Below are 2365 nucleotides of genomic sequence, written 5' to 3' on the forward strand. Positions count from 1 at the left end.
CCGTCGACGACGCCCGCGACCAGACGCCGCACGGCCGGGGTGCCGAACGCCACTCCGGCGCCGGTGACGGCCGAGAGGGCGGCCAGCTCCGGAATCCGGACCGGGCCGCGCAGCAGTTCCACGCCGATCGCGGCCTGCGCGGCGCCCCGCAGCAGGTCGGCGGCGAACACCACCCGCTGGGCCGGGAACCGATCGGCGACCACCCCGGCGACCGGCAGCAGCAACAGCATCGGGACCAGTTCGCAGGCCAGCACGACGCCGAGCGCGGCGGCCGAACCGGTGGCCCGTACGACTGCGAGCGTCAGGGTCGTGGGGATGAGCGCGGTGGCCAGGGCGGCGTTGGTCCGGCCGAAGATCAGTCGACGCATGTCCCGAACGGTATTTCGCTGGCATATGGTTCGTCAACGAAAGATTTGTCGGCGTAGCATACTGACCGTATGGAGGACTCCGTCGATCACCACCTGGCCCGCTGGCACGGCAAGGCGCCCTACGACGAGCGCACCGAGGCGATCGTCACCCGGATGCAGTTCCTGGTGAAGCACGTCCACCAGGCCAAGGACCGCGCGCTGGCCCAGGTCGGGCTGCAGGAGTTCGAGTTCGAGACCCTGCACCGGCTGGCCTCGCACGGAGCGTCGATGACGCCCTCGGAGCTGGCGCGGGAGCTGCTGCTCTCTCCCGCCGGCACGACCGGGCGGCTGGACACGCTGGAACAGGCCGGACTGGTACGGCGGCTGCGCGGCGCCGGCGACCGGCGCCGGGTCGAGGTGGAGCTCACCGCGGCCGGCCACGCGAAGTGGCTGGCCGCGATGAAGGTGCGCGCGGTGGTCGAGAGCGACATGATCGCCGCGCTGGACCCCGCCGCGCAGGAGACGCTGGACGGGTTGCTCAGGCTCATGCTCGTGAAGGTGGAGACCGCCCGTAACGCCCCCACCTCGCCGCACTGACACCGGCCCCGAGACTCACTCCCCGGCGCGGCGGGCGGTGACCGGGACGGCGAACGACCTTCGGTCTCCGGCCCAGTCGCCGTCGCGCAGCAGTTCGTCGAGTTCTCGCAGGTCCGCCGGGCCGAGGTGGATCTCGGCGGCGCGGGCGTTGTCGGCGAGCCGCTCCGGTGACCGGGTGCCGGGGATCGGGACGACGTCGGGGCCCTGGGCGAGCAGCCACGCCAGGGCGAGCCGCCCCGTGGAGATCTCGCGCCGGTCGGCGAACCGGCGCAGGGCGGCGACCTGCCGCCGGTTCGCCGCCAGGTTGTCGCCCTGGAAGCGGGGATCGGCGCGACGGAAGTCGCTGAGCCGGATGTCGGCCTCGGTGAGAGAGCCGGTGAGGAGCCCGCGGCCGAGCGGGCTGTAGGGCACCACGCCGACGCCGTGCCGGCGGGCGGCCGGTACGACGTCGGCCTCGGGCCGGCGCCAGAGCAGTGACCACTCGAGCTGCACCGCGGCGATCGGATGGACCGCGGCGGCCTGCTCGAGCTGGTCCGCCGTCACCTCGGACACGCCGAGGTGGCGGACCTTGCCCTCCTGGACGAGTTCGGCCATCGCGGCGACGGTCGCGCCGATCGGCACCCGGGGGTCGGCGCGGTGCAGGTAGTACAGGTCGATGACGTCCGTGCCCAGCCGGGCCAGCGACGCCTCGCAGTCGGCGCGCACGCGCTCGGGCCGGGCGTCGACGCGCACTCCGTCCGGGCCGCGGACGATGCCGAACTTCGTGGCCAGCACGACCTCGTCCCGCCGGCCGGCGATCGCGCGGGCGATGAGGCGTTCGTTGTGGCCCTGGCCGTAGCTCATCGCCGTGTCCACCATCCGTACGCCGAGCTCCAGCGCCCTCCGGATGACCTGGATGGATCGCTCGTCGTCGGCCGGGCCGTAGCCCTGGGACAGGCCCATGCAGCCCAGGCCGAGCGCCGATGTCGTCAGTGCGCCGAGGTGTCGTTGCTCCATGGATCCCACCATGTGGCCCGCCGACTGATAAGTCCAAGACGCACCTGCTCTCGCACTCATAGCGGATTACTATGGATCGAATGGAGCTGCGGCAACTGACGTACTTCGAGGCCGTCGCCCGTCTCGGCGGGTTCAGCCGAGCGGCCGAACACCTGCTCATCGCCCAGCCCGCCGTGTCCGCGCAGATCCGCAACCTGGAGCGCGAGCTCGGCACCACGCTGTTCGAGCGCACCACCCGCCGCGTCGCCCTGACCCACGCCGGTGAGCTTCTGCTCGCCCGCGCTCGCGCGGTGCTCGCCGAGGTCCAGGGCGCCCGCGCCGACCTCGACCAGCTCGCCGGCGTGCTGCGCGGGCGGCTCAGCATCGGTGCCACCCCCGTGCTCGGCCCGCTCGACCTGCCCGCGGAGCTGGCCGGTTTCCACCGC

4 protein-coding genes are annotated in these 2365 nt (G+C 73.0%); 2 read left to right on the forward strand and 2 right to left on the reverse strand.

Annotated features, from left to right (window positions below):
• Window positions 1–368: MFS transporter (locus ACFFNX_RS47845; protein WP_378213076.1), on the reverse strand; the 368-nt coding region annotated here is incomplete at its 3' end.
• A 69-nt stretch (window positions 369–437) separates the two neighbouring features.
• On the opposite strand from ACFFNX_RS47845, the gene ACFFNX_RS47850 reads away from it, so the two are divergent.
• Entirely contained in the window at window positions 438–944 is a 507-nt protein-coding gene (locus tag ACFFNX_RS47850; RefSeq protein WP_378213077.1) for a MarR family winged helix-turn-helix transcriptional regulator, read from the forward strand.
• A gap of 15 nt (window positions 945–959) precedes the next feature.
• Here the strand turns inward: ACFFNX_RS47850 and ACFFNX_RS47855 are convergent, their stop codons facing one another.
• Window positions 960–1940 carry an aldo/keto reductase gene (locus tag ACFFNX_RS47855; RefSeq protein ID WP_378213079.1) on the reverse strand — a complete coding sequence of 327 codons (981 nt, stop codon included), beginning with the start codon at window positions 1938–1940 and terminating at the stop codon, window positions 960–962.
• Window positions 1941–2020: 80 nt separating this feature from the next.
• Here ACFFNX_RS47855 and ACFFNX_RS47860 point away from each other — a divergent pair.
• The coding region (locus ACFFNX_RS47860; RefSeq protein ID WP_378213080.1) for a LysR family transcriptional regulator at window positions 2021–2365 on the forward strand (345 nt) is incomplete at its 3' end.

The organism is Actinoallomurus acaciae (genome assembly GCF_042429965.1).
Lineage (GTDB): Bacteria > Actinomycetota > Actinomycetes > Streptosporangiales > Streptosporangiaceae > Actinoallomurus > Actinoallomurus acaciae.

What these genes read in the sequence shown, in the direction of transcription:
- ACFFNX_RS47855 (WP_378213079.1), bottom strand. Translation starts at nt 1,940, where the DNA reads ATGGAGCAACGACACCTCGGCGCACTGACGACATCGGCGCTCGGCCTG.
- ACFFNX_RS47850 (WP_378213077.1), top strand. Translation starts at nt 438, where the DNA reads ATGGAGGACTCCGTCGATCACCACCTGGCCCGCTGGCACGGCAAGGCG.